This window comes from Dyella acidiphila (assembly GCF_014863405.1).
Classification (GTDB): Bacteria; Pseudomonadota; Gammaproteobacteria; order Xanthomonadales; family Rhodanobacteraceae; genus Dyella_B; species Dyella_B acidiphila.
The window spans coordinates 257,628-282,754 of the sequence record NZ_JACZZA010000008.1; the positions used below are offsets into that span (position 1 = coordinate 257,628).

General features: G+C 60.3%; 24 protein-coding genes. 19 read left to right on the top strand and 5 right to left on the bottom strand.

Annotated elements, in window-relative coordinates; translation table 11 throughout:
• Entirely contained in the window at positions 1–1,341 is a 1,341-nt protein-coding gene (locus IGX34_RS14160) for an HlyD/EmrA/EmrK family protein (RefSeq protein ID WP_225737465.1), read from the bottom strand.
• A complete protein-coding gene (locus IGX34_RS14165) occupies positions 1,338–2,834 on the bottom strand; it encodes an efflux transporter outer membrane subunit (RefSeq protein ID WP_192556368.1) in 1,497 nt (498 codons plus the stop codon). The genes IGX34_RS14160 and IGX34_RS14165 overlap by 4 nt, the downstream gene beginning before the upstream one ends.
• A gap of 287 nt (positions 2,835–3,121) precedes the next feature.
• Between IGX34_RS14165 and IGX34_RS14170 the strand changes: the two genes are divergently transcribed.
• The 3 genes from IGX34_RS14170 (at position 3,122) to IGX34_RS14180 (ending at position 7,694) form a co-directional block, all read left to right on the top strand.
• Entirely contained in the window at positions 3,122–4,921 is a 1,800-nt protein-coding gene (locus IGX34_RS14170) for a thiamine pyrophosphate-requiring protein (RefSeq protein WP_192556369.1), read from the top strand.
• Positions 4,922–5,187: 266 nt separating this feature from the next.
• Positions 5,188–7,251 (top strand): transketolase, encoded by a 2,064-nt coding sequence (gene tkt / locus IGX34_RS14175; protein ID WP_192556370.1) that lies wholly within the window; start codon positions 5,188–5,190, stop codon positions 7,249–7,251.
• 20 nt (positions 7,252–7,271) lie between these two features.
• The gene (locus IGX34_RS14180; protein ID WP_192556371.1) at positions 7,272–7,694 is read left to right on the top strand and encodes a PA2169 family four-helix-bundle protein; all 423 of its coding nucleotides are present in this window, start codon (positions 7,272–7,274) and stop codon (positions 7,692–7,694) included.
• 139 nt (positions 7,695–7,833) lie between these two features.
• Here IGX34_RS14180 and IGX34_RS14185 read toward each other — a convergent pair whose 3' ends face one another.
• Entirely contained in the window at positions 7,834–8,733 is a 900-nt protein-coding gene (locus IGX34_RS14185) for an SDR family oxidoreductase (protein WP_192556372.1), read from the bottom strand.
• Positions 8,734–9,130: 397 nt separating this feature from the next.
• On the opposite strand from IGX34_RS14185, the gene IGX34_RS14190 reads away from it, so the two are divergent.
• The 14 genes from IGX34_RS14190 to IGX34_RS14255 are packed head-to-tail and all read left to right on the top strand — an operon-like array spanning position 9,131 to position 21,689.
• Positions 9,131–9,319, top strand: coding sequence for a hypothetical protein (locus IGX34_RS14190; RefSeq protein ID WP_192556373.1), 189 nt, complete (start codon positions 9,131–9,133; stop codon positions 9,317–9,319).
• Positions 9,320–9,364: 45 nt separating this feature from the next.
• Positions 9,365–9,859 carry a hypothetical protein gene (locus IGX34_RS14195; protein ID WP_192556374.1) on the top strand — a complete coding sequence of 165 codons (495 nt, stop codon included), beginning with the start codon at positions 9,365–9,367 and terminating at the stop codon, positions 9,857–9,859.
• Positions 9,860–9,902: 43 nt separating this feature from the next.
• Positions 9,903–10,550 carry a cytochrome c3 family protein gene (locus IGX34_RS14200; RefSeq protein ID WP_192556375.1) on the top strand — a complete coding sequence of 216 codons (648 nt, stop codon included), beginning with the start codon at positions 9,903–9,905 and terminating at the stop codon, positions 10,548–10,550.
• A complete protein-coding gene (locus IGX34_RS14205; RefSeq protein WP_192556376.1) occupies positions 10,538–13,480 on the top strand; it encodes a TAT-variant-translocated molybdopterin oxidoreductase in 2,943 nt (980 codons plus the stop codon). The genes IGX34_RS14200 and IGX34_RS14205 overlap by 13 nt, the downstream gene beginning before the upstream one ends.
• A complete protein-coding gene (nrfD, locus tag IGX34_RS14210) occupies positions 13,477–14,814 on the top strand; it encodes an NrfD/PsrC family molybdoenzyme membrane anchor subunit (protein ID WP_338015474.1) in 1,338 nt (445 codons plus the stop codon). The genes IGX34_RS14205 and nrfD overlap by 4 nt, the downstream gene beginning before the upstream one ends.
• The gene (locus tag IGX34_RS14215; RefSeq protein ID WP_192556377.1) at positions 14,811–15,347 is read left to right on the top strand and encodes a DUF3341 domain-containing protein; all 537 of its coding nucleotides are present in this window, start codon (positions 14,811–14,813) and stop codon (positions 15,345–15,347) included. Before nrfD ends, IGX34_RS14215 begins: the two co-directional genes overlap by 4 nt.
• Positions 15,344–15,955: a c-type cytochrome gene (locus IGX34_RS14220; RefSeq protein ID WP_192556378.1), complete on the top strand. Its 612-nt coding sequence runs from the start codon at positions 15,344–15,346 to the stop codon at positions 15,953–15,955. Before IGX34_RS14215 ends, IGX34_RS14220 begins: the two co-directional genes overlap by 4 nt.
• A 23-nt stretch (positions 15,956–15,978) precedes the next feature.
• Positions 15,979–17,028: a hypothetical protein gene (locus IGX34_RS14225; RefSeq protein ID WP_192556379.1), complete on the top strand. Its 1,050-nt coding sequence runs from the start codon at positions 15,979–15,981 to the stop codon at positions 17,026–17,028.
• Positions 17,025–17,387, top strand: coding sequence for a hypothetical protein (locus IGX34_RS14230; protein WP_192556380.1), 363 nt, complete (start codon positions 17,025–17,027; stop codon positions 17,385–17,387). The genes IGX34_RS14225 and IGX34_RS14230 overlap by 4 nt, the downstream gene beginning before the upstream one ends.
• On the top strand, positions 17,384–18,181 hold the full coding sequence (locus tag IGX34_RS14235) for an SCO family protein (protein ID WP_192556381.1): 798 nt from the start codon (positions 17,384–17,386) through the stop codon (positions 18,179–18,181). The genes IGX34_RS14230 and IGX34_RS14235 overlap by 4 nt, the downstream gene beginning before the upstream one ends.
• The gene (gene coxB, locus IGX34_RS14240) at positions 18,178–19,134 is read left to right on the top strand and encodes a cytochrome c oxidase subunit II (RefSeq protein WP_192556382.1); all 957 of its coding nucleotides are present in this window, start codon (positions 18,178–18,180) and stop codon (positions 19,132–19,134) included. Before IGX34_RS14235 ends, coxB begins: the two co-directional genes overlap by 4 nt.
• Positions 19,127–20,752: a cytochrome c oxidase subunit I gene (gene ctaD, locus IGX34_RS14245; protein ID WP_192556383.1), complete on the top strand. Its 1,626-nt coding sequence runs from the start codon at positions 19,127–19,129 to the stop codon at positions 20,750–20,752. The genes coxB and ctaD overlap by 8 nt, the downstream gene beginning before the upstream one ends.
• The gene (locus tag IGX34_RS14250; protein ID WP_192556384.1) at positions 20,749–21,387 is read left to right on the top strand and encodes a cytochrome c oxidase subunit 3; all 639 of its coding nucleotides are present in this window, start codon (positions 20,749–20,751) and stop codon (positions 21,385–21,387) included. The genes ctaD and IGX34_RS14250 overlap by 4 nt, the downstream gene beginning before the upstream one ends.
• A complete protein-coding gene (locus tag IGX34_RS14255) occupies positions 21,384–21,689 on the top strand; it encodes a cytochrome C oxidase subunit IV family protein (RefSeq protein ID WP_192556385.1) in 306 nt (101 codons plus the stop codon). The genes IGX34_RS14250 and IGX34_RS14255 overlap by 4 nt, the downstream gene beginning before the upstream one ends.
• 119 nt (positions 21,690–21,808) lie before the next feature.
• Here IGX34_RS14255 and IGX34_RS14260 read toward each other — a convergent pair whose 3' ends face one another.
• Entirely contained in the window at positions 21,809–22,150 is a 342-nt protein-coding gene (locus tag IGX34_RS14260) for a PRC-barrel domain-containing protein (RefSeq protein WP_192556386.1), read from the bottom strand.
• 242 nt (positions 22,151–22,392) lie between these two features.
• On the opposite strand from IGX34_RS14260, the gene IGX34_RS14265 reads away from it, so the two are divergent.
• Positions 22,393–22,548 (top strand): hypothetical protein, encoded by a 156-nt coding sequence (locus IGX34_RS14265; protein WP_192556387.1) that lies wholly within the window; start codon positions 22,393–22,395, stop codon positions 22,546–22,548.
• 18 nt (positions 22,549–22,566) lie between these two features.
• Here IGX34_RS14265 and IGX34_RS14270 read toward each other — a convergent pair whose 3' ends face one another.
• A complete protein-coding gene (locus tag IGX34_RS14270) occupies positions 22,567–22,815 on the bottom strand; it encodes a hypothetical protein (protein ID WP_192556388.1) in 249 nt (82 codons plus the stop codon).
• 332 nt (positions 22,816–23,147) lie between these two features.
• Here IGX34_RS14270 and IGX34_RS14275 point away from each other — a divergent pair, with 332 nt between their 5' ends.
• Entirely contained in the window at positions 23,148–25,067 is a 1,920-nt protein-coding gene (locus IGX34_RS14275) for a glycoside hydrolase family 15 protein (protein WP_192556389.1), read from the top strand.
• The last annotated feature ends 60 nt before the right edge of the window (positions 25,068–25,127 follow it).

Genomic DNA, 25,127 nt, shown 5'->3' on the forward strand with positions numbered 1-25,127 from the left:
TTAGTACCCGCTGCTTAGGGGCACGGTGTTGGCGCGGATGATGGCTTCGGCGTGCTGGTCCGCTTCGTTGACTTCGCGTTCGTAGACATCCGTGCTCATCAACGGCTTATGACGTACTTGGCTCGACAACATCTGGCCGTTGCGCTGGTGGGTGTCGACATTCACGTAGGCGGAAAGCCCTACCCACAAAGTATGTTTCTGCAATTCGTTCGGATCGAGCGAGATGCGCACCGGTAATCGCTGCACCACCTTGATCCAGTTGCCGGTGGCGTTTTCCGGCGGCAGCAGCGAGAACGCCGCGCCGGTACCGGCATTGAAGCCGACCACTTTGCCGTGATACGTCACGTGCGAATAGATATCGGTGGTGATGCTGACCGGCTGGCCGATGCGGATGTTCTGCAGCTGGGTTTCCTTGAAGTTGGCATCCACCCACATGGTGGATAGCGGCACGATGGTCAGCAGATCCTGACCGGGCTGCACGCGTTGTCCGACCTGTACCTGGCGGCGTGCGGCGTAACCATCGACCGGGGACACGATGGCGTCGCGGTTGTTGTTGATCCAGGCATTGCGGAACTGCGCGCGGGCCTGGATCACAGCGGGGAAGGTGCGTACATCGGTGCCATCGACCTGCGCATGCGCGGCGGCAGCCTGGCGTTCGGCCTGTTGTAATGCGGCCAGGCCGGCACGCATCTGCCGCTGCGCGTTGAAGGCTTCTTCGCGCGCCACGGCATGCACATCCACCAGCGGAAAGCGCCGGTTGTATTCATCGCGCTGCGTTTCATATTGCGCGCGCCGCTGCGCCACGGCTGCATCGGCTTCGGCAGCCTGCTGGAGGCTTTGTTGGGCATTGCGTACTGCCTGGGCCAACTGCCCCTCGGCATTCATCAGCGTGACCTGCGCGTCGGCGGGATCGAGCCGGATCAGCACCTGGCCGGCGCGCACGAACTCGGTCTCTTCCACCGCAATTTCCACCACGGTGCCGGGGACGCGCGGTGAGATGGTGACCAGGTCGCCGCGCACATAGGCGTCATCGGTGGTTTCGCGCTGGCTGAAAACAAAGATGTAGAGCAGCAGCCAGATGAGGGCGGCCAGTACGAAAACCCCGGCGACGATGGACATGACCAGGATGCGCTTGCGCTTCTTCTTGCGGTCGTCCGGCTTCTTCTTGTCGTCTTTGTCCCGGTCGTTGTCCTTGTTGTCCTGCTCGTCATCCTTCTCACCGGAAGAAGGCTGTTCGTCGTGCTTGTCCTTGTCCTGTTCGTCGCCGTACTTGTACAGGTATTTGTAGCGGTACCGGTACTCGCCGGCTTGCTCGTCGTCGTGTTCGTGACCGTTGCTCATCGGCTCGCCTGTGACGAAGTGCTGGGAAGGGAGGGCAGGCTGGTGTCGCGATAGCCGCCGCCCAGTGCGTAGATCAACGCCAGATGCGTCGACATCAACTGGTCAGCGATTTGCAGCTGGCTGTCGCGAACCTGGTTCAACTGCAGTTGCAGGCCGAGCCAGGTGCGGTCGTCGTCCAGGCCACGCTGACGACGACGATCGGCGCGGTCGTTCTGACGGCCGACATCGGCCAACTGCTGGTCCGTTTGCACCTGCACCGCCTGGATCTGTTGCAGCGTCAACACCTGCTCGGCGACGTCGTGCGCCGCCTGCACCACGGTGTGGTTGTAGCTTGCTACGGCAGTATCGAGCTGCGCCTGGTTGATCTCGACCTGCGCCTTCAGCCGTCCGCCGGAAAAAATCGGCAATGAGAACGACGGGCCGATACTGCCCAACGCGATGTTTGCATGCGTGCCCGAGCCCAGATTGGGATATAGGCGCAGGAACGCGCCCAATCCCATGAGGCTCACATCCGGATAATAGGCGGCGCGGGCTTCATCGATGCCCTGGATCGAGGCTTCGATCTCCCAGCGGTTGGCGACGATATCGGGACGCCGTGCCAGCAGGGCGAGGCTCGCATCGGGCGGAATATCCGCATCGATATGTGGCCATGGCTGCGCTTTCAGCTCACCAAGTTCACGCTCGGAAACACCGATGACAGCAGCAAGCTGAGCCAGGTTCAGCGCGCTTTGTCCCTCCAGCATCGCCTGGCTGCGGCGCTGATCGGCGAGTTGCGCATCGGCACGGTCCAGTTGCTGCGGGTCATCCAATCCCGCTTTCACACGCACTTGCTCAAGGCTGAGGAACTGCGACGCCGCGGCCGTCGATGCACGCGCGAGTTGCACACGGGTCTGCATGCTTTGCCAGTCGAAGTACGCCTTGGCAACGCCGTAGTGCAGCGAATTGGCCGCCATCGCCTGATCGGCGCGCATGGCGTTGGCTTCGCCTGCCGCCTGCGCGATCGCATCTTTCTGCTTGCCCCACAGGTCGAGATCCCAGGTTAACAGTGCAGCGGCAAGTCCCGAATTGCTCCAGCTGTGCTTGGGGCTGATGTCGAGATTCTGCAACGGGCCAGGCGCGCCGCTGGGCTGGGCGTGAATACCAACCTTGCTGTACGCGTGCGTGCTATCCAGCAATCCACGCACCTGCGGATTGAGTTGTGCGTGCTGGGCATCCACCGCGCGTTCGGCGGCCTCATAACGCGCTTCAGCCTGTTGCAGGTCGGGTGAATGTTGTGTGGCGAGGTCCATCAGGCGGTCGAGTTGCGGATCGTTGTAGCGCTTCCACCACGCTGGCTGTGGAAGCGCAGCGTTTCCCTGCGGGATGCCAGCAAGTGGTGCGACGTGCCGAAGCGCGAACGACGGCGGCCGGCGCACAGGTGCACAACCGGACGTCGCTAGCAGCAAGGCCACGATCAGGATGATCCATTCACGGGAATGGCGATCAAACAACACCGTGTGATATTTCCGTCATGCGTTCGCATATCGAATGCGATGAAGGGGCGCCTCAAGGCGCTGCGGACGATGCAAGGGAAAACTAACATCGCCTTGTGTTGCCGCCACGTGATGGCGTGATGCAATTTGAGTCGCCATCACATCGATGATGTCAGTCCGACGGATTAGAACGTCTTCGCTGCGGCTATTTTATTTTCACTTATCCAGAACTGCCGAGGTTGCAAGGTTTCCGCCATCGTTCGCCGCGGCTCCCCACGAGCTGTATGCACTGCTATACGGAGCAACTCATGACCGACAAAGTCGGAGACTTCATCCTGGAGCGGCTCACCAGCTGGGGCGTGAAACGCGTCTTTGGCTATCCGGGCGATGGCATCAATGGCCTGATGGGGGCGATGGGGCGCGCAGCTGATCGCTTCGACTACGTTCGCGTCAGGCACGAAGAAATGGCCGCGTTTATGGCCTGCTCGCATGCGAAATTCACAGGTGAAGTAGGTGTCTGCTTCGCCACCTCGGGACCAGGTGCCATCCATCTACTGAATGGTCTCTACGATGCCAAAATGGACCATATGCCGGTGATGGCCGTCGTAGGGCAGCAGGCACGTGCGGCGCTAGGTAGCGACTACCAGCAGGAAGTGGATTTACAAATGCTGTTCCGCGATGTCGCCAGCTACGTAGAAACCATCGTTTCACCCGCGCAGGCCCGTCACGTCATTGACCGGGCCATGCGTATCGCGGCGGCGGAGCGCACGGTGACCTGCGTGATTATTCCCAACGACGTGCAAGAACTTGATGCTGTGGATAGCCCACCACGCACACATGGGAATGTCTATTCCGGTGTCGGCTATGCCACGCCGCATCCGGTGCCGACCACCGCCGAGCTCCAGCATGCGGCCCAGATTCTCAACGCAGGTAAGCGTCACGCCATCCTGGTCGGCGCCGGTGCACTGGACGCGACGGAGCAGGTGATCCAACTGGCCGAAAAGCTCAACGCCGGCGTCGCCAAGGCACTCCTAGGCAAGGCGGCGGTACCGGATGATTTGGCGTATGTCACTGGCTCGATTGGCCTGCTGGGCAGCAAGCCGAGTTGGGACCTGATGAACGAATGCGACACGTTGCTGATGATCGGCACGACGTTTCCCTACTCGGAATTCCTGCCGGAAGATGGTACGGCGAAGGCCGTGCAGATTGACCGTTCGCCGCGCAATATGTCCATGCGATATGCCACCGAATGCAATCTGGTCGGCGACAGTGCTCAGGTGCTGGCGCGACTGTTGCCCCTGCTCAAGCAGAACGACAACATCGACTGGCGTGAGAAGGTCGAACACAACGTACGCAAATGGTGGCGTAAGCTGGAAGCCAAGGCGATGGAGCCCGCCAACCCCATCAACCCGCAGCGGGTATTCTGGGAATTGTCGCCACGCCTGCCTGACAACGTGATTGTGTGCGGCGACTGTGGCTCGCATACCAACTGGTATGCGCGGGATCTGAAAATGCGCCGGGGCATGAAGGCCTCACTGTCCGGCAAGCTGGCCACCATGGGCGGCGGCGTGCCGTATGCGATTGCGGCCAAGATGGCCTATCCCGATCGCCCCGTGATTGCCATTGTCGGCGATGGTGCGATGCAGATGAATGGCAATGGGGAGTTGGTCACCGTCAAGCAATATTGGTCGCGCTGGAGGAACCCGCAGTTCATCGTGATGGTGCTGGTCAATCACGACCTCAACCAGGTGACCTGGGAGCAGCGCGCGCTGGCCGGCGACCCCAAATTCCCCTCCGCGCAAGACGTGGAAGAGTTTCCGTATGCCAAATACGGAGAGATGCTCGGTTTCAAAGGCATCCGCGTGACGGATCCCGAGGCGATTGGTGCCGCCTGGGATGAAGCTTTGCGAGCGGACCGACCGGTGGTGATCGAGTTCATCACCGATCCGGACGTCCCTCCGCTGCCGCCGCACATCACCTGGAGCCAAGCCAAGGCGTACATGACCGCCATGGCGAAGAACGATCCTGACCGCGCGGGCGTAGTAAGGCAAAGCGCGCGGCAAATATTTGCGGGGCTATTTTCCAGCAGCGACCGGGACTCGGAATGAGCCGCCCAGGCCACGATGAGGAGAGCACCATGCAAAGTGACCACAAGTGTGCGTATACGCCCTGCGAATGCATGATCGATAACCAGCAGGAATATTGCAGCGAATCCTGTCGCTACAACGACAACCGGCTCGGTGCGCGCGTGACCGAGGAAGAATGTGACTGTGGGCATCATGGTTGTTTGGAGGACACGCAGAGCAGCCATGCGGGCTCGGCTCCGTAGTTACGCCCCAAAGCGAATCCTTGTTTGCCGGCTTCCTAAACGCCTATGTCAAATATCGATCAGCAATGCATCGACACCCTTCGCTTTCTCGCCGTCGATATGGTGGAGAAGGCCGATAGCGGCCATCCCGGCCTGCCGTTGGATGCCGCGCCAATGGCCTATGTCTTGTGGTCGCATTTCCTCAAGCACAATCCGAACCATCCTGAGTGGCCGGACCGGGATCGCTTTGTGCTGTCGGCCGGCCACGGGTCGGCGCTGCTCTATGCCTTATTGTTCCTGACCGGCTATGACATCACGCTGGATGATCTAAAGCAATTCCGGCAATGGAGAAGCCGTACCCCAGGGCATCCGGAGCGTGGCCATACACCAGGTGTTGAAACAACCACCGGGCCGCTGGGGCAGGGTTTTGCCAATGCGGTCGGCATGGCGATCGCTGAAGCGCATCTGGCCGCGCGCTACAACCGCGATGGCTACAAGATGATCGACCATCACACCTACGTGCTGGCGAGCGATGGTGATCTGATGGAAGGTGTGGCCTCAGAGGCCGCATCGCTGGCAGGGCATCTGAAGTTGGGCAAGCTGATCTGCTTCTATGACGACAACCAGGTGACATTGGCCGGCAAATCGGATGTCACCTTTACCGAAAATTGCGCCCAGCGTTTCGAATCGTATGGCTGGCATACCGTCAAGGTTAGAGATGGCAACGACCTGATGGCACTTGAGCAGGCATTGAAGCAGGCGCGGCGTGAAGTGGCGCGGCCTTCGTTGATCCAAGTCCGCACCCATATCGGATTCGGCTCGCCGTTGCAGGATAGCTACAAGGTCCATGGTGCGGCCATGGGCAAAGACAATGTGCGCGCCACCAAGGAGAAGCTTGGCTGGCCACTTGAGCCAGATTTCTTCGTGCCGGGCGAGGTTTTCACCTACATGCGCGAGGCGACAAAGCTCGGCAAGGACCTCGAAGACGAATGGACGCAACGGATGACGGCGTACATGACCGCTTATCCCGACTTGTACCAAGAATTGTATGGCCGTCTGGTCGGTCAACTGCCCCCGGGTTGGGATGCGGATATCCCGCAGTTCGATGCCGACCCCAAAGGTATGGCGACGCGCGAAGCGTCCGGTAAGATCATGAATGCGATCGCGTCGAAGCTACCTGCTTTGGTTGGCGGCTCCGCTGATCTTGATCCTTCCACCAAGACCGCGCTCGAGCATCAAGGTGATTTCGATCCGCCACCTACAGGGCAACTTGAGCCGCTGGATACGACAGAAACGCAATGGGCGTATACCGGGCGCAATATCCACTTCGGTGTACGCGAACATGCGATGGGTGCGATAGTCAACGGGATCGCTGCCCATGGCGGCTTCATCCCCTATGGCGCCACCTTCCTGATTTTTTCCGATTACATGCGGCCGCCGATTCGGCTGGCGGCGTTGATGGGTCTGCATGTGGTGCATGTGTTTACCCACGACAGTATCGCGCTGGGCCAGGATGGTCCGACGCATCAACCGGTGGAACAGTTGCCGGGTCTGCGTGCCATTCCCAGCCTGCTGGTAATCCGCCCGGCCGATGCCAATGAAACAGCCGTAGCCTGGCGGGTCGCGATCGAAAGCCAGGACCGGCCTGTATTGCTGGTGTTGACACGGCAGAACGTGCCCACGCTGGACCGGAATGTCTGCGCTTCTGCCGATGGCTTGCGACAGGGCGGCTACATCCTGCGCGATGCGGCGGATGGAAAGCCTGGGCTGATTCTCATCGCGAGCGGCTCTGAAGTCAGCCTCATCCTTCAAGCCGCTGAACGGCTTAGCGAAGAGGGAATCGCTGTGCGCTGCGTTTCCATGCCTTGCAGCCGGCTGTTTGATGCGCTTTCCGAAGCGGAGCGCCATAACGTACTGCCGCCAGACGTGACCGCCCGTGTGGCCGTGGAAATGGCATCGCCGCAAAGCTGGGAAAAATATGTCGGTGAGCAGGGCGTGGTGGTCGGCATTGATCGCTTCGGCGCTTCGGCCAGCGGTGAGGTCATGATTCGCGAATACGGATTTACCACCGGCCACATCTGCGCTGCAGCCCGGCGGCTGTGCAACGACCGCGGAATACCTGCTTCTTGACGCCTGAACGAGGTACGTCCATGGCTGACCCCGAAAGCGACATCGGCATCCTTACCACCTTGATCGATGCCACCACCGTTAGCGCTGACGCGTATCAGGGGGCAGCTGCGTATTTGGAGGACGAGGATCTTCGCAACGTGTTCCTGCAGCGTGCGACCGAACGCAAGATCATCGCCACAAATTTGCTGGAGCAGCTCGACGCGTTGGGTGGAACTCCCGAAGCCGGTGCGACATCGGTCTCGGCATATCGGGTTTTCAATGATCTTCCCGGCGCTGCGCGCGCCGGCCGCCCTGTGGTTATAGAGGAAGTGAGAAGTGGGGAAAAACGCCTCCGGGCGTTATATCAAGAAGTGATAGACAATAGTGCTCTATCGGCGCTGTCCTTGCCGGTAGTGCATAACGCCTGCGACTCCTTGCTTGATGGCATCGACGGCAGCGGGTAGGTCCAGTTTCAGGAAAGGGAATAGCGTTGACCACTGCGAAGAAACAGTGTTGAGAAGTATAGTGTTTGAAGCAAAGGGGAGTGATGCACGATGGCCCTCCTCTTTGCTTCTCGCAAGGGGCGAGCATGCGCTGCTCCCCTCACGGCAACGGATGTCCACCCGTCACCCCAAACACTTCTGCTGTCACAAAGCTCGACTCCTGAGACGCAAGGAAGACATAAATCGATGCCAGCTCTGCCGGCTGTCCAGGGCGGCCAAGCGGTATATTGCTACCGAATTCGATTACTTTTTTTTGCGGCTGGCCGCCCGAGGGTTGCAAGGGCGTCCAGATCGGCCCCGGTGCGACCGCATTGACGCGTATACCCTGGCTGGCCAGCTGCTTCGCCAGGACCTTGGTGAAGCCGACGATGGCGGATTTGGTAGGTGCGTAATCGCCGAGGATAGGTGATTGGTCGTAAGCCTGGATGGAGGCGGTATTGATGATGGTGGCCCCCCGCGGCAAATGCGGAATCACAGCCTTGCATAGCCAGAACAACGCATAGACATTGGTCTTGAACGTGGCGTCGAACTGTTCAGTGGTGATATCCAGCACGCTGTCCTGCCAGGTTTGTTTCCCTGCGACATTTACCAGAATATCGAGACCGTCCATTTCCTTCACCGCCGTCGCGATGAGTTTCTCGCAGAAAGCTTCTTCCTTGATGTCTCCCGGCATGGCATGCGCACTGACGCCGCTTTCGCGCATGATTTTCAGCACTTCCTGCGCGTCCTCCTCTTCCTCGTGTAAGTAGTTGATCACGACATCGGCGCCTTCGCGCGCAAAAGCAATTGCCACCGCGCGCCCGATGCCCGAGTCACCGCCGGTGATGAGGGCTTTGCGTCCTTTCAGTCGCCCAAATCCCACGTAGCTGTCTTCCCCATGATCCGGGCGTGGCTTCATGTCCTTGGCCAAGCCAGGGGCATGCTGAGGCTGTTCTTCGAAAGGGGGACGTGGATATTGGGTGGTGGGATCGCGCATGCTGTATTGATTGGTGCTGCTCATGGTGTCCTCCATTGCCAGAGCGATAAGACATAACGCGGAGTTCGTTTACATGAAGTATCCAAAATCGCAAGGCAGTGTTACTGCATGACACCTTTACTTGCTGCATGCGTTTTCTTCAAGCGTGGCCACTCACACTGCTTTCGTGATGAATCGAGAAGCGTGAAAAAGGAGATGTTCCGCATGAAAATAGTGCTTGAATGCATCACGTTAATCCCGTGCGCGACCATGTTGCTGATAATCGCTGCCTGTAGTGAAAAGCGCGTGCCGGCGACTAATCCCTCGACTCCGCCGTCAGTATCGCCTTCCTCCAGTCGTGCGCCACAGCCCACGCAGAGCGTGCAGTCGCCAGCCAAACAGATAATCCTGCCTACGCCTTCGACATCGGGCTCCTGACTCCATGAATCCCGGTCAGCGCCATCACCCAGAAGAACGCCAGGCATATCTTGAAGACGAGGAAAAACACTGCACGCTGATTGTCACCGGCGAACCCGCCATGCTCAGTCCGGCGCAACCGGTATTGCAAAAAGCGCTGATTGAACGCGGGCGTGTATTCGCAGCGGTGGCGCCGCTTCATCAACCCTCTTGAGGTCTACACCCTGCGCGTGATTCCGGGCGACCGAGGAGTCTTCCCTTGAAAAAGAGACTGGTATTTAGCGTAGGTGACATGCCTGCTGCACGTATTGCGATGGAGCAGGCGCGGGGGGCCGGCATTCCCGATGACGATATTTCGCTGATTGCTCGCTCCGACAAATCCGACATGATTCCCGACGACCGCAAGATCGTCGAAGGGGACTTCTATCCGGCCGCCGCCAAAGGTGCGGTAGGCGGGGCGGTGGTTGGACTGGTAGCTGGCTTGGTGGCGGTGGCCATTCCACCGTTGGGCATCACCGTTGCCGGCGCGTTTGCGATGGCCGCAGGCGGTAGTGTGCTGGGTGCATGGTCCACCGCCTTGGCCGGTTCCGCGGTGGCTGATCCGGCCAGCCGCAAATTCGAAGGCGAGGTGCAGGCGGGTCGCATCCTGGTCGTGATCGACGGCACCGAGGATATCCTGCCACGCGCCGCCAACGCCGTGCTGGAAACGGGTGCCAGGCAGCTTGATTTCGAGCGGCCGACCGTCATCACCTGACGCCGCTGCGATGCCAGTCTGCCGTGCGCACACGACGTAAACCATGGGCCAGATCTTTCATCAAGGTATCGGGCTTTACGCGAAGCTGGCGCTGCTGGGCCTGGCCATCGTGATCGGCGCGGCGTGCTTTGCGTGGCGCGGTGTGGTGACGGATCCGCACCGGATCGCGGAGCCGGTGAATCAACCGGTGCCATTCAGTCACAAACATCATGTGGATGATGTCGGCCTCGATTGCCGCTTCTGCCATACCGGCGTGGAGTCTTCGGCGTTTGCCGGCATCCCGCCGGTTTCCACCTGCATGACCTGTCATTCGCAATTGTTTACCGATGCGTCCATGTTGCAGCCGGTGCGGGATAGCTGGAATGGCAAAGGCGAACTGCGCTGGAACCGCATCAACCAGTTGCCGGATTTCGTCTACTTCAATCACAGCATCCACATCGCCAAGGGCGTGGGTTGCGAATCCTGTCATGGCCGTGTGGATCAGATGCCGCTCACGCGCCGGGTGGCGACACTGAATATGTCGTGGTGTCTGGATTGCCATCGCGCACCGCAGAACTATCTGCGTCCGCGCGAACATGTGTTCGACATGGGCTGGCATGCAGAGAACCAGCAGCAACTCGGGCTTGATCTCGTCCGGAAATACCAGATCAATACCTCGCGCATGACGGACTGCTCGCTATGTCATCGCTGACACCGTCATCCGTGCTGGGGCAGGCCCGCAAACGCCTGCAGGGTTCCACGGGTGCGCGTTTCTGGCGCGCGCTGGAAGAACTGGCGGATGATCCGGTATTCCGCCGCGAACTTGGCGATGCAGTGCCACAGCTGGCGTCCGTGATGTCGATGGACCGGCGTCATTTTCTGCAATTGCTGGGCGCATCGCTGGCCTTCGGTGGACTGGCTGCCTGCAGCGGACCACCTGGCGGCAAGCTGGTGCCGTGGATCAGCCAACCGAACGGAATGACACCGGGCGTACCGCAGTTTTACGCCACCGCGCTGGCGTATGGCGGCGATGTGCTCGGCGTGCTGGTGGAAAGCCGCGACGGGCGGCCGACCAAGCTCGAAGGCAATCCGCAGCATCCCGCCAGTTTCGGTGCAACCGGACCGCTGCCGCAGGCGGCGGTATTGGAACTGTGGGACCCGGATCGTTCGCAGCAGCCGTTGCATCGCGGACATGCGGATAGCTGGGATGCGTTTGCGCAGGTCGCGGCCAAGTTGCGCATGGATTGCGGCCAGGATGGCAGTGGTCTCTACGTACTCAGCGGACGCCTGCAGTCACCGACGTCGATGGCACAGCGTGATGCCTTGCTGCATCGCTTTCCCGGCGCATCCTGGCATGAGTACGAACCGGTGGCCGACGATAACGCGGAGCAGGGCGCACAACTCGCGTTCGGCAAGCCGATGGTGTCGCGGTATCACATCGAGCATGCGGACGTGATTCTTTCGCTCGAAGCCGATTTTCTCGGCGACATGCCCGGACGTGTTGCCCATGCGCGTGCATTTGCCGGCCGAAGAGATCCATCGTCGCCGATGAGCCGCCTGTATGTGGCTGAGGCAACACCGTCGCTGACCGGTTCGATGGCCGATCATCGCTGGACCTTGCGCTCGGCGGATATCGCCGTGTTTGCGCGCGAACTGGCGACAGAGCTGGGCGTGAATGGCAGCAAGGCGATCGGAGGAAGCGGTGTCTCCGCGGCGCGCGTAAAGGCAGTCGCCGCCGATCTGCTTGCCCATCGCGGCAGCAGCCTGGTGATGGCCGGTGAATCGCAACCGCCGCCGGTGCATGCCCTGGCGCATGTGCTCAACGAGCATCTCGGCAATGCCGGCAAGACCGTTGACTACCTCGAAGGCAATCCCCGCAGCAGCGGAAACCTGGCCGACCTCTGCATGGCGCTGCGGCGCGACGATGTGGAGACATTGATCGTGCTGGAAAGCAATATTGCCTATAGCGCCCCCGCCGACCTGCCTTTTGCCGAGCTGCTGCAAGACGTGCCGCAGCTGATTCATTGGGGGCTGTATGTCGATGAGACGGCAGCGCTGGCGGACTGGCACCTGCCGGCCACACACACGCTGGAAAACTGGTCGGACCTGCGCGCACAGGACGGCACCACCAGCGTGGTGCAGCCGTTGATTGCACCGCTGTATCAGGGACGTTCGGTGCATGAATTGCTTGCGTTGCTGATGGGTGACACCACCCAGGATGGTTTGTCGATCGTGCAGCAGCATTGGCAAGCGACGCTTGGCGATGCGGATGCGGCGGCGTGGCAGCACAGTCTTGGCAGGGGCATCGCACTTGCCGCGCCAGCGGCCGCCATGCCGCCGCCCACGCAGCGGGAATTTCTTGCCGGATGGCAACCCGCACGGCAGCCGGACGATGCACTCGAACTGACGTTTCGCCCGGACCCCACGGTGTGGGATGGCCGCTACGCCAATAATGGCTGGCTGCAGGAATTGCCCAAGCCGCTTACCCAATTGACCTGGAGCAACGCGGCGCTGATCAGTCCCGCACTGGCCGCCACCTATGCGTTGCACAACGGTGATGTCATCACGCTGGAGCATGGCGGCAGCAAGCTGGAGGCGCCGGTATGGATCATGCCGGGACAGGCCGGGCGCAGCATCACGGTGCATCTGGGGTATGGGCGGCGCGCAGCAGGGCGTGTCGGCAGCAACCTTGGCTTTGATGCTTATCCCTTGCGTTCGTCTGCGCAGGCATGGGCAGCGCAGGGTGTAACGATCACCAAAACCGGGCGCAGCGTCGAACTGGCCGGCACACAGCAGCACTTCCAGATGGAAGCGCCGGCGCCGGTGCGCGAGGTAACGCTGGCGCAGTTAATGGCCGAGCCGGATATCGTTGGGCGCGACAACGTGACGCCACCCAGTTTTTATCCCCAACAGCCGCCTGGCGAATACGCCTGGGGCATGACGGTGGATCTCAACGCCTGCATCGGCTGCAAGGGTTGTTCGATTGCCTGCCAGGCGGAAAACAATATTCCGGTGGTGGGCGCCGATCAGGTGCGCCGCGAGCGGGAGATGCACTGGATCCGCGTCGACCGTTACTACGCAGGCTCGCCGGAAAATCCCTCCATCCATCACCAGCCGGTGCCGTGCATGCATTGCGAACACGCACCGTGCGAACTGGTCTGCCCGGTCGGCGCGACCGTGCACGATCAGGAAGGCCTGAATGTGCAGGTCTATAACCGCTGCATCGGTACGCGCTTCTGTTCCAACAATTGCCCGTACAAGGTGCGCCGCTTCAACTTCCTGCAGTTCAGCGACCTGACCACGGAATCGCTGAAAGCCCAGCGCAATCCGGATGTCAGCGTGCGCAATCGCGGCGTGATGGAGAAATGCACCTACTGCATCCAGCGCATCGAGGAAGCGCATATCACGGCGGACAAGGCGCAGCGTCGCATTGCCGATGGCGATATCGTCACGGCCTGCCAGGCCGCTTGTCCCACCCAGGCGATCCGCTTCGGTGACATCAGCGATCCGCACAGCGAGGTGGCGAAAGCCAAGGCATCGCCGCGCCGCTACGACCTGTTGGCCGAGCTCAATACGCGTCCGCGCACCAGCTATCTCGCCGCGGTGCGTAATCCGAATCCGGCACTTGGAGACGATGCGTGACCGCGCATCGCCCTGGCAACGCGTATTCGGCGATCTCCGCGCGGGTCAGCTACCTGGCCCTGCAGCATCCGCATAGCCGGCCGTGGTGGTTGGCCATGATCGTTGCGCTGTTGCTCAGCGGCTGGTTTGTGGTCGGCGTGATTGTCCTGCTTGCCAGGGGCGTGGGGATCTGGGGCATCGATATTCCGGTGGCGTGGGCGTTTGCGATCACCGACTACGTGTGGTGGATCGCGATCGGCATGGCGGGCACCTTTATTTCCGCCGCGTTGTTCCTGACCCGGCAGAGCTGGCGTTCGTCGCTGAATCGCTATGCCGAAGCGATGACCGTGTTCGCGGTATCGGTATCCGGCCTGTTCCCGATTTTCCATCTCGGGCGTCCGTGGTTTTTCTACTGGCTGGCGCCGTATCCCAACCGCATGGATGTATGGCCGCAGTGGCGCAGTGCGCTGGTGTGGGATTTCTTCGCCATCCTTGCTTACCTGCTGGTATCGATCATGTATTGGTATGTCGGCCTGATTCCGGACCTGGCGACCCTGCGCGACCGCGCCGCCACACGCGGCAAGCAGGTGTTCTACGGATTGCTGGCGCTCGGCTGGCGCGGCGAGGCACGGCATTGGCAGCGCTTTGAAAGTCTCAGCCTGATCTTGGCCGGGTTGGCGGTGCCGCTGGTGTTTTCGGTGCACAGCATGGTCGCGCTGGATTTCTCGGAAGGCATGCTGCCGGGCTGGCACTCCACCATCTTCCCGCCGTTCTTTGTCGGCGGCGCGTTCTTTTCCGGGTTTGCGATGGCGCTGGTGCTGGGCATTCCGTTGCGTTACTGGTTCGGCCTGCAGGACTTCATCACCGACACCCATCTCGACAAGCTGGCGAAGATGATGCTGGCCGCGGGGCTGTTCGTCGATTACGGCTATGCCGTCGATATCTTCATGGCGTACTACAGCGGCGACCGTTACGAAATCGCCGGCATCGCCGCACGCCTTGGCGGCGCCTATGGCTGGGTGTTCTGGACGGTGGTGGCCTGCAATGTAATGTCGATCCAGTTGCTGTGGTCGCCACGCATCCGCCGCATGCCGGTGGTGGTGTTCGTGATCGGCCTGCTGGTGCTGGTCGGCATGTGGCTGGAGCGTTTCATGCTGATTGTCGGCAGTCTCTACCACGGCTACCTGCCGTCCAGTCACGGCATGTTCTATCCGACACAGTGGGATATCGCTTTCCTGGCCGGTTCGATGGGTCTGTTCCTGCTGATGTTCCTGCTGTTTATCCGCTGGCTGCCGGTGCTGTCGATGGTGGAACTGCGCAAGCTGGCGACGCCGGAAGAGGGCGCCGGCTCATGAGCGACAAAGTCGAACATTACGGTTGCATGGCGCTGTTCGGCACCGGCAGCGCGCTGATCGAAGCCGTGCGCACTCTGCAGGCGCGGGGCTATCGCGAGCTTGAAGTCTATACACCGTGCAAGCTGGATGAACTGGATCGCCTGTTACAGCCACCGTCCCACCGCGTGGCATGGGCAGCGTTTGCCGGTGGCGCGATCGGCGGCATCGGCACGCTGGCGTTGGAGTACTACGCCGCCGTCATCAGCTATCCGATCCGCGTCGGCGGGCGCCCGTTTGCCAGCTGGCCGGCGTTTATTCCGCCTGCGCTTGAAATGACTTTCCTGTTTGCTGCCGGCGCTGCCGTACTTGCGATGTTGATCGGCAACCGGCTGCCGCAGTGGTATCACCCGGTGTTCCATGTCGAACGATTTGTGCGGGTGAGCCAGGATGAATTTGCCCTGGTGGTGAACGCGCAATCCGGCGAAGACACCGAGCACATCCTCGGCCTGCTGCGTTCGCTGCATCCGCTGAGCATCGACCAGGTGCCGCGATGAAGGCGCGACATGTCGCCGTATGGTTCGCGCTATTGTCGCTGGCTGCCTGCGAGCGCGGCATGCACAACATGTACGACCAGCCGTATTACCGGCCCGGTGCGCCGAGCCAACTGTTTGCCGATGGCAACGCGAGCAGAAGGCCGCCGTGGGGCACGGTGGCCGCAGCGAGCGGTAGTGCGGCGGCGACCTCGAGTGGACGCAGAACGGAAACCGCCGCTGCATATCAACTTACGGATGCCGGCAGCTATCTCGCCCTGTTGCAGCGTGGCCGGCAACGCTACGACATCTATTGCGCGGCCTGTCACGGCCTGTCCGGAGCAGGCGATGGCATGGTGGTACAGCGCGGCTTTCCCGCGCCGTTGCCGTTTACCGATCCGTCGATCATGCAGGCGAGCGATGCCGGGCTTGCGCAGGCAATCCAGCGCGGCTACGGCGTGATGTATCCCTTTGCCGATCGCGTCAACCAGGGCGATGGACAGGCGATCGTTGCCTATATCCGCGCCTTGCAGCTGAGCCAGCATGTCACCGTCTCGCAACTGCAGCCGCGTGATGTGGTCGCCCTGCATGCAGCGGGCGTGCCCGCGCAGCATGGAGGTGGGCGAGAGTGAAGCAGGTTGTGCAGGCGTCAAGCATGGCGGGCAGGGTTTTCGCGTGGCTGATTCCCGTGGCCCTGATTGTGATCGGCTTTCTACTCTCGCATCGCCATCTGCAGCATGCGCTGCTGACGTATCTCGCGTGCTGGCTGTTTGTGCTGGCGGTGACGCTTGGCAGTGTTTCGCTGTTGCTGATCCATGCATTGACCGGCGGCGGATGGGGCGATTGCCTGCGCGCCGAGTGGCTGGCGGCAGCGCGGTTGTTTCCATGGGTGGCGGTGGCGGCGATTCCCTTGTTGCTGGGCATGCATACGCTGTTTCCGTGGCTGCAGGCGGATGTCGCCAGGATCGATCCGGATATCGCGCGACAGTGCTGGTATCTGAATGCCACCGGCTTGTGGTGCCGGACCTTGATCGACTTCCTCCTGTGGTACGGCATCGTGCGCATGCTGCTGCGCCGGGATGCGCAGATATCTGCTGGCTTCGCGGCTGGCAGCTTGCTGCTGATGGTGATTACGGTGTCGGTGCTGGCAGTGGACTGGGTGATGTCGCTGGTGCCGCGCTGGCATTCCACCGATATCGGCTTGCTGGTCTTCAGCAGCCAGTTGCTGGTTGCGTTTGCCTTGTCGACCGGTATCTGGCTGGGCAGGCAGCCGGCATCCGGTACGCGCCTGCATCGTGACTTCGGCAGTCTGTTGCTGGCGATGGTGCTGGGCTGGGCGTATGTGAGCTTTATGGATTACCTCACCGCGTGGGTTGCCGATCAGCCGTCGGAAACAGCGTGGTATCTGCCGCGGGTGACGACGGATTGGCAGGGCGTGGCGATCGCGCTGGTGATACTCGGTCTGGTGATTCCATTCTTCACCTTGCTGTCCGGCCGGGCGAAGTCATCCGCGCGTGTACTGATCGTCATCGCCGCGGTCACTTTCCTTGCACAAGGCATCAACACGGCGTGGCTGATCCTGCCCGGGGTGATGGCAAAAGGCACCGCACCGGCATGGAGTGATCTGTTTCTGTGCGCCGGTCTGCTTGGACTGTGCGCGATGCGCTATCGCGTATTGCTGATCACTGAAAGGCAGACTGCATGAACGCCCGGCGCCACGAGCAGGATGGTACGGACACGCTGGCGCTGTTCCGGCTGGGCGCGGTGTTCGTGGTGCTGCTGGTGCTGATCCTGGCCGCGATGTACGCGTTGTGGCAGCGTGTGTTGCCACGTTATCCGCCGATACCGGCGAAGGACATCCCGTCATCCCCGCGCCTGCAGGCGGTGCCCCCCGTGGATCGCATCACCTTGTACCGCGTGCAGCACACGCAGCTTGAAAGCTACGGCTGGATCGATCCGTCGAAAGGGACCGCGCACATCCCGATCGAGCGGGCGATGACACTGCTGGCCGCACAGAAAACCAGCCCGGCTGCATCCGCGCCGAATGACGGAGCCCATCCATGAAACGATGCTTGCTGATCCTCGCCATGCTGTTCGCGCAGGTAACGGTGGCGTATGCAGCGGCACCACCGCCGCCGCGCGACTTGCTCAATCGCGTCGGCATACAGCAGCAGCTCGGCGCGCAATTGCCCATGGATGCAGTCTTTACGGATGCGAATGGACAAACCGCACCGCTGTCGCACTGGATCGATGACCGTCCCGTCGTACTGATGCCGGGCTACTTCAGCTGCCCCAATCTCTGCGATACGACCCTGCAGGCGATGGCGTACTCGCTGGACCTGGCCGGTTTGCAGCCGGGCAAGGATGTGAGCGTGATTTTCCTGAGCATCGACCCTTCCGAATCCGCTGCCGACGCAACCAAGAAGCAACAGAAGCTGGCGCTGATGAAAGGCAATAACGGTGTCGGTGCATGGCATTTTCTGGTGGGAAGCGAAGCGTCAATCCAGGCGGTGACCCACGCGGCAGGCTATCGCTACGTCTACGATGCAAAGCTCAAGCAATACGCGCATCCGGCCGGAGCGATCGTGGCGCGTGGCGACGGCCGCATCAATCAATACCTGCTGGGTGTGAGCTACGCGCCGCAAACCCTGCGCCAGGACGTGGCGGCAGCCTCGCGGCATACGCTGGGCAGTCTGGTGGATCAGCTGGTGCTGCTGTGCTGCGGCTACGATCCCACCACCGGCCGCCATACGATCACCGTGGTACGTGTGATGCAGTGGCTCGGCGTAGGTTTCCTCAGCCTGCTGGTGCTGGTATTCGCCGTGCTGCGCCGGCCCGGCCGCAAGGCACCCACATGAGCGTCGTGCGGTTGCCGCAGGCGTCGAGTTTCGCACCCTCGATCGATCATATGTTCGATGCGATGGTGATTCTCTGCGGCGTGGTCGCGATCGGCGTGTTCGCGGTGATGATTGGCATGTGCATCGTCTACCGGCGTGGCAGCAAGGCGGATCGCAGCATTCCGGTTGCGCAGCAGATGGGTATCGAGCTGGCCTGGACCCTGATTCCGTTCCTGCTGTTCGTCGGCATTTTTGCCTGGAGCATCCGTCTGTGGGTGCATCTGCGTTCACCCCCGGCGGACAGCCTCACCATCTATGTCGTCGCCAAACAGTGGATGTGGAAAGTGCAGCATCCGGACGGGCGGCGCGAGATCGATGCGCTGCATGTTCCGCTTGGGAAGCCGGTGCGCCTGATCATGACTTCGGAAGACGTGGTGCACAGCTTTTACATCCCTGCCTTCCGCATCAAGCAGGACGTGGTGCCGGGGCGGTATACCCAGCTCTGGTTCAAGGCGACGCAGGCCGGCAATTTCCAGCTGTATTGCTCTGAATACTGCGGCACCAACCATGCCGCCATGCTCGGCACGGTCTCGGTGCTGCCGGCCAGTGACTATGCGCGCTGGCTGGTCTCGGTCACGGCGATGACGCCGGAACAGCGCGGACGTCAGTTGTTTGTGCAGATGGGATGCAGCGGTTGCCACGATCCGCAATCCGGCATTCGAGCGCCTGACTTGCATGGCCTCTACAACATGCCGGTGCATCTGAACGACGGCACGGTGGTGCAGGCGGACGATGCCTACCTGCGCGAATCCATCGTGTTTCCGGCCAGCAAGATCGTGCAGGGCTACACGCCGATCATGCCGACATATCAGCATCGCGTCGACGAGGAAGGCATCCTCGCCCTGATCGCCTATATCCGTTCGATCGGTCCGGCGCCGCCTGCCGCAAGCCAGGACAGGAGTTCTCATGACTGATGTTTTCGTGCGCGACAGTCCGCTGCGCCGCAGCTATCTGTGGCAGGGCGGACATACGCTTCGTTCGTGGCTGCTCAGCACCGACCACAAGCGCATCGCGCTGCTGTACGCCGCATCCATCACGTTGTTCTTCTTTCTGGGCGCAGTCGCCGCCGCATTGATGCGCCTGACCCTGATCGACCCGCAAGGTCGCCTGATGTCGGCGGAAACCTATAACAAGACCTTCACCTTCCATGGCGTGGTGATGGTGTGGTTCTTCTTGATTCCGTCGATTCCCGCCACGCTGGGCAATTTCCTGGTGCCGCTGATGGTCGGCGCGCGCGACCTGGCGTTTCCGCGGCTGAATCTTTTCAGCTGGTACCTCTACATGGTGGGCGGACTGTTCACCATCGCCTGCCTGCTGCTCGGCGGTGTGGATACGGGTTGGACCTTCTACACACCGTTTTCGACCATGTTCTCCGATTCGCATGTGATCCTGGCGGTGGTCGGCGTGTTCGTGGTGGGGTTTTCCTCCATCCTCACCGGGCTCAATTTCATCGTCACCATCCATACCATGCGCGCACCGGGCATGCATTGGTATCGGTTGCCGCTGTTTATCTGGGGCATCTACGCCACCAGCATCGTGATGATGCTGGCCACGCCGGTGCTGGCGATGACCTTGTGCCTGATCGGGCTGGAGCGCCTGTTCGGGGTCGGCATCTTCGATCCCTCCCTGGGCGGTGACCCGGTGCTGTTCCAGCATTTTTTCTGGTTCTACTCGCATCCGGCGGTGTACATCATGATCCTGCCGGCGATGGGCGTGGTCAGCGAGCTGATCTGTTGCGGTGCGCGGCGGCGCATCTTCGGCTATCGCTTCATGACCTGGTCGCTGCTGGGGATCGCGTTTATCGGCTTCCTGGTATGGGGACACCACATGTTCGTAGCCGGGCAATCGATGTACGCCAGCATGGCGTTTTCGATCCTCAGTTTCATCGTGGCGGTGCCGTCGGCGATCAAGGTGTTCAACTGGGTGTCCACGCTTTATCGCGGCACCATCGATTTCCACGCGCCGATGCTCTACGCGCTGGGCTTTATCGGCCTGTTCATGCTCGGCGGACTCACCGGCCTGTTCCTGGCGGCGGTGGCGCTGGATGTGAACCTTACCGACACCTACTTCGTGGTCGCGCATTTCCACTACATCATGGTCGGCGGCTCGGTGATGGCGTATCTCGGCGGCATCCATTTCTGGTGGCCGAAAATCACCGGCCGGCTGTATTCGGAACGGATGGCACAGCTCGCCGCCGTGCTGATGTTCATCGGCTTCAATCTCACCTTCTTCCCGCAATACCTGCTGGGCTATATGGGCATGCCGCGCCGGTATCACCAATATCCGCCGCAGTTCCATGCGCTGAATGTGCTGTCGTCGATCGGTGCGGTAGTGTTGGCGATTTCCTATCTGATGCCGCTGTTCTATTTCGCGCGTTCGCTGCGCAGCGGTGCATCCGCGGGTCCGAATCCCTGGCAGGCCGCCGGCCTGGAATGGATGACCTCGTCGCCGCCACCGGAGCACAACTTCGTGGAGACGCCGGTGGTCACCGAAGGGCCGTATGCGTATCACGAGCATGAAGAGCAGGCATGAACGCGCACCTGGCCGAGCACTTCGACGATCCGCCGCAACAGAAAGAAGCGGCCATGCTCGGCATGTGGGCGTTTATCGCCACCGAAGTGCTGTTCTTCGGCGTGCTGCTGGCGGCCTACATCGTGTGCCGCTGGCGCTTTCCGGCCGGATTTGCCGATGGCAGCAGGCACACCGACCTGTTGCTGGGCAGTATCGAGACGGCCGTGCTGCTGGCCAGCGGCTGCATCATGGCGGTCGGCCTGCGTGAAATCCAGCTGGCGAAACAGCGCTCGGCGTGCCTGGCGATTGTCATCACCGCTGCGCTCGGCGTGGCGTTCCTGGTGCTGCATGGCATGGAGTACGTGGATGAATACCACGAAGGGCTGATTCCCACCGTGCGCTATCTGCAGAACGGCACGGATGCGGATTCCATGGAAGTCTTCTTCTGCCTTTACTACGTCATTACCGGTCTGCACAGCCTGCACGTGCTGATCGGCGTGGTATTGCTGCTGGTGATCGCGGAACGCACCCGACGTGGTCACTTCTCCCCGCATTACTACACGCCGCTGGAAATCGCCGGCCTGTATTGGAGCCTGGTGGATATCGTCTGGATCTTTGTCTACCCCGGCATCTACCTGGCGGGACATTCGGCATGAACAAGCCGGAGCAGGGCATTCCTTCGCTGGCCAGTCATCTGCTGGCGATGGGAGCATTGTGGCTGTTGCTGCTGATGTCTGCGGCGACGCAGTGGATGCCACATAGTGGCTGGATCACGGTGATCACCACCTCGATTGCGGTAGCGCAGGCGTGCATCGTGCTGGTGGTGTTCATGCGGCTGAAAAGCAGCAGCAATCTGTTGCGGTTCGTGGCGATTTTCAGCTTCTGCTGGCCGCTGCTGCTGGTGGTGTTTTCACTGGGGGACTATATGACGCGATCGCCGTTGAGGTGGCCATGGTGACTTGGTTGTCCGAATAGCAAGAATAATAATCTTCCATTGCCGTCACTCCCGTGTGAGCGAGAGTGATGGCAATGTAGGAGGGGACGAACTATCGAAGGTGGCGTGCTTAGGCGAACGACTTAGCGTACGTAATATTCCCGAATCTGTGTCGCGAATCGCGTATCTGCGAAATTCGGCCAGTTGTCCTTGTCGAAGCCCGGGGCATTTTTCAGCCGTTCCTTGTCGACATTCAGAAGCAATTGCCTGTTTTCACCATCGATTTTGATGGCCTCCCATGGCACAGCGAACAGCTTCTCGCCCATGCCGAGCACGCCACCAAAGGAGAGCACGCCATAGACAATGGTGCCGTTGTCGGTATCGATCATGATGTCTTTCAAGTCGCCGAGGGACTCACCCTGGAGATTCTTGACTGAGTCGCCGGTCAGCGTCGAGGCCGAAAGGAAATGCGTGGAATGGGTCATGGCGTACTTTCCTGTCTGAGGAGAGTTAGAGGAATAGACCAGTGGTAGCCGCACCGCCGGCCCCACTTGCTCGATTCGGTAAGGCAGTAAGCGAGCACCTCTAAGTTTGCGCGACAAAATGTGATAAAGACGATTTCACAGAGTGATGAAATAAGGCTGACCAAATAGGGGTTTCTTTCACGCAGAATGTGCGCGATCGCGTTCATTCTGAACACACAAGGTATTCACGGAGTGGTCTCGCCATGAGCAAGCAGAAAGATGAAAAGTTACCACGCAGGTCAGGCTACGCTGAGCCGCATCCCTTACCGGGGAGCAAAAAGAAGCGGGAGCCCGATGCCAACACACCGCATGAACCGCAGAACGTCCCGGAGCAGAAACCGTCTTCTTCTTCGGGCTGATTTTGCTTCGGAAGCGGATTAATGATCTTCGAAGAATTCCGGATCGATGCCACGCTCATGGGCCGCCATTTCGGCCATTGCTCGTACGGCCTGGACCTGCGAGGCGTCCGCCACATCAATGTCGATGGAGCACAGGGTTGGATGAAGATCGGCTGGCCGTGAAGTGGTAGCGGGACTTTCTTCGCCCATTTGAGGAATCAGATCATCCATTAATTTGATGCGCTCCACACCCTCCATATCACATAGGGTGGTGATGATCTGATCCACATCGGATCGACGGGCGATCAAGCGTAAGATAAGGCGATGCATCGTTTCGTGATAACCATCATTGTCAAGCAAAAAAAGAGGGAGAAGGTCTCCCTCACGTGCATGAGCACGGTTTCTTTCGTGGGGATGCTGAAGAGATTTGTCGACTTCTCACGACGTCAGAGAGGACATTACGCGCTGGTCTATCACAGCTGCGCAAAGGCATCATCAACAACAGGTGATGAACGGTATGTGCCGACACAGAAAGGTTCGTTACTTGGTTAGATGGCGTTTCCATGAGGCTGATAGGGCATCATTTGCTATGGATTTCGATTGTTCCGGATTGACGAGCCATGGCTTGCCACAATATCAATGACTATGCGGTCATAGGCGATTGCCACGGGATCGCCCTGATTGCTTCGGATGGTCGCATTGACTGGTGCGCGTTGCCGGATATTGATTCGGATCCGGTACTTTGCCGCCTGCTGGATGATAAGCAGGGTGGCTACCTCGATACCCGCCCTGACGAAGCATTCAGCACCAGCCGGCGTTACCTTCCGGGCACTAACGTATTGGAAACACGTTTGCGCGGTGAGCATGGTGCGGCAGTGATCACTGATTTCATGCCCGTTGGGCGCGCGCCCACAGATGGTGGAGGCGGAAATTTCGTACAAATAGTGGCGCCAAACTGGCTGATCCGGGTGATCGATGTTACGCAGGGAGAGATGACGTTCGAGACCAGCTTCCGTCCTTGTCTGAGCTGGGGTGAACGATCCGCACAACTGCGCAATATCCACGGCGGTGTGGCGTGGGAGGGTGGTTGTCTGCTTTGCGACAAGGGCTTGGAGGCAAACGAGTACTGGGCCCATGGCCGTTTGCGCTTGCGTGCGGGCGAACGCGCGCGGCTAATTTTGATGCCATCCATGCCGCGCGATACCGAAGTAGCGTTGGCAAGCGTCAATGAACTGCTGGCAATTACCTTGGCCTACTGGACGGAGTGGAGCAGGCGCTGCCGCTACAAGGGGCCGTACATGACCGAGGTAGTGCGTAGCGCACTCACATTGAAACTGCTGACGTACGCGCCTACTGGCGCCATCGCTGCGGCGGCCACCACTTCGCTGCCGGAAGTACTCGGTCAACGTCGGAATTGGGACTATCGCTTGAGCTGGGTGCGGGACTCAACACTTACACTGTTTGCCCTGGCCGCACTGGGATACCACGAAGAGCCGGAAGCCTTCTTTCACTTTGTATTCCAGCACGCCGCTGATGGCATCATTCCCTCCCAGATTGTGTACGGCTTGCACGGCGAGCGAGAGCTCGTCGAACGCGAAAAGCTGTTTCTTGAAGGTTTCAGCCAAAGCAAGCCCGTGCGCGTCGGGAACGATGCCTATCGCCAAAAACAGTTTGATGTCTTCGGTGAACTGTTCGACTGGATGTTATTGCGCCAGTCATTAGGTGTGGAATTACAGGACGATCAACGGGCACTTCTGAGGCGTACGGCGGATTACGTTGCCACCCATTGGCGTGAACCGTGCAGTGATTTCTGGGAAGGCCGTGGCGCACCGGGGCATCATGTTTATAGCAAGTTGATGAGTTGGGTGGCGCTCGATCGCGCACAAAAGCTGCTTCAATACGAGTCCTACGTCGAGACGATGAATGCTATCGTCACGGAGGTGCATCGGCACGGCATCGCTACCGCTGGCTATCTGCGACAGCAATTCGATCGCAACGATATCGACGCATTGGCTTTGAGGGCGCCTTTCCTGGATTTCCCGTTACCCCCCGGCTGCTTGCAGGCAACGCTCGAGGAAGTGAGTCGTCAACTTGATACTGGTACCGGTATTTATCGTTATCGGGAAGGAAGTGGCGGAGCGCCAAAGGAGGGCAGTTTTGTCGCCTGCGGGTTCTGGCTGGTGGATGCGCTCCTGTTTGCAGGGCGCATTCAGGATGCGCGCGAGCGCCTCGAGAAGATGCTGAGCCAGGCAAACGACGTGGGGTTATATGCGGAAGAAGTCGATCCGGGATCGGGGCGGCATCTAGGCAATTTTCCCCAGGCGTTATCGCACTTAGGCTTGATTCATAGCGCAACCTTGCTGGAAATCGTAGAACACCACGGAGAGCACGCCCTAGCTGGCACGCATTCGCATCGTGCGCAGCGGGCAAACTTGGTGATGGAGGCTCTCTGTGAGGCCAACGGATGGAGACAGCCTGCGCCGGCGACGGATTCTTCGGTTCTGGATTTGGCAGCGTTACTGGGGGCGGAGCTTTGGTAGCGATGTATTGGGCAAGACCACCCACTTCATATGCAAGCCCGTTAGGGTTTCACGAGTTCC

Coding starts and splice junctions, on each gene's coding strand:
- IGX34_RS14190 (WP_192556373.1), top strand. CDS start 9,131: ATGAATCCCGGTCAGCGCCATCACCCAGAAGAACGCCAGGCATATCTT.
- IGX34_RS14260 (WP_192556386.1), bottom strand. CDS start 22,150: ATGACCCATTCCACGCATTTCCTTTCGGCCTCGACGCTGACCGGCGAC.
- IGX34_RS14250 (WP_192556384.1), top strand. CDS start 20,749: ATGAACGCGCACCTGGCCGAGCACTTCGACGATCCGCCGCAACAGAAA.
- IGX34_RS14225 (WP_192556379.1), top strand. CDS start 15,979: ATGGCGGGCAGGGTTTTCGCGTGGCTGATTCCCGTGGCCCTGATTGTG.
- tkt (WP_192556370.1), top strand. CDS start 5,188: ATGTCAAATATCGATCAGCAATGCATCGACACCCTTCGCTTTCTCGCC.
- IGX34_RS14205 (WP_192556376.1), top strand. CDS start 10,538: ATGTCATCGCTGACACCGTCATCCGTGCTGGGGCAGGCCCGCAAACGC.
- IGX34_RS14215 (WP_192556377.1), top strand. CDS start 14,811: ATGAGCGACAAAGTCGAACATTACGGTTGCATGGCGCTGTTCGGCACC.
- IGX34_RS14170 (WP_192556369.1), top strand. CDS start 3,122: ATGACCGACAAAGTCGGAGACTTCATCCTGGAGCGGCTCACCAGCTGG.
- coxB (WP_192556382.1), top strand. CDS start 18,178: ATGAGCGTCGTGCGGTTGCCGCAGGCGTCGAGTTTCGCACCCTCGATC.
- IGX34_RS14275 (WP_192556389.1), top strand. CDS start 23,148: ATGGCTTGCCACAATATCAATGACTATGCGGTCATAGGCGATTGCCAC.
- IGX34_RS14185 (WP_192556372.1), bottom strand. CDS start 8,733: ATGAGCAGCACCAATCAATACAGCATGCGCGATCCCACCACCCAATAT.
- IGX34_RS14200 (WP_192556375.1), top strand. CDS start 9,903: ATGGGCCAGATCTTTCATCAAGGTATCGGGCTTTACGCGAAGCTGGCG.
- IGX34_RS14230 (WP_192556380.1), top strand. CDS start 17,025: ATGAACGCCCGGCGCCACGAGCAGGATGGTACGGACACGCTGGCGCTG.
- IGX34_RS14255 (WP_192556385.1), top strand. CDS start 21,384: ATGAACAAGCCGGAGCAGGGCATTCCTTCGCTGGCCAGTCATCTGCTG.
- ctaD (WP_192556383.1), top strand. CDS start 19,127: ATGACTGATGTTTTCGTGCGCGACAGTCCGCTGCGCCGCAGCTATCTG.
- IGX34_RS14180 (WP_192556371.1), top strand. CDS start 7,272: ATGGCTGACCCCGAAAGCGACATCGGCATCCTTACCACCTTGATCGAT.
- IGX34_RS14160 (WP_225737465.1), bottom strand. CDS start 1,341: ATGAGCAACGGTCACGAACACGACGACGAGCAAGCCGGCGAGTACCGG.
- IGX34_RS14220 (WP_192556378.1), top strand. CDS start 15,344: ATGAAGGCGCGACATGTCGCCGTATGGTTCGCGCTATTGTCGCTGGCT.
- IGX34_RS14265 (WP_192556387.1), top strand. CDS start 22,393: ATGAGCAAGCAGAAAGATGAAAAGTTACCACGCAGGTCAGGCTACGCT.
- IGX34_RS14235 (WP_192556381.1), top strand. CDS start 17,384: ATGAAACGATGCTTGCTGATCCTCGCCATGCTGTTCGCGCAGGTAACG.